Below are 841 nucleotides of genomic sequence, written 5' to 3' on the forward strand. Positions count from 1 at the left end.
CGGACGGCGACGACGCCATTGCTATCGGCGCCGGCGCCTTTGCCAGTGCCGATCTCTCGACCGCCCTCGGCGACAGCGCGACGGCTTTCGCGCCGGGCAGTGTTGCGATCGGCGCAGGTTCCAATGCCGATCGCGCCAATAGCGTCTCGGTCGGATCGGCCGGCAACGAACGGATCATCGCCAATGTCGGCGCCGCGACGGCGGGCACTGATGCGGTGAATCTTGACCAGTTGAACGGCGCGCTCGCGACGCAGGCTGCGGACACCGCGGCGGCACAGGCGACCGCCGACACCGCGCTCGCCAATGCCGCCACCGCGCAAAATGCCGCGAACGCCGCGCAAGGCACGGCTGACAGCGCGCTCGCCAATGCCGCGACGGCGCAGGCGGCGGCCGATGCCGCGCTTGCCGGCAACGCGACCAATGCGGTTTCGGCGGCGGCGGCGCAGAATACCGCCGATACGGCGCTGGCCAATGCTGCCACGGCGCAAGGGGCGGCGAATGCCGCGCAGGGCACCGCCAACAGCGCGCTCGCCAATGCTGCGGCCGCCCAATCGAGCGCGAACGCCGCGCAGGGGACGGCAAATACCGCGCTCGCCAATGCCGCGACCGCGCAAAATGCCGCGATCGCGGCGCAGGTAACGGCGAACACCGCGCTGGTCAACGCCGCCACGGCGCAGGGCACCGCGAACACCGCACGGCTCGAGGCGGCGCAGGCGCAGGCGACGGCCGATACCGCACGCGTCGAGGCGGCGACCGCGCAGAGCCGCGCCGATGCCGCCTTTGCCAATGCCGATGCGGCGCAGGCGACCGCCGACCAGGCGCTCGCGGCGGGACAGACCAA

The 841-nt window shown here is 72.4% G+C and carries 1 pseudogene; it reads left to right on the plus strand.

From position 1 onward, the window contains the following. Positions 1-841 (plus strand): annotated as a pseudogene (locus B1A78_RS22915) (hypothetical protein); the annotation flags it as partial.

Source organism: Sphingopyxis sp. KK2 (genome assembly GCF_001990265.1).
GTDB lineage: Bacteria > Pseudomonadota > Alphaproteobacteria > Sphingomonadales > Sphingomonadaceae > Sphingopyxis.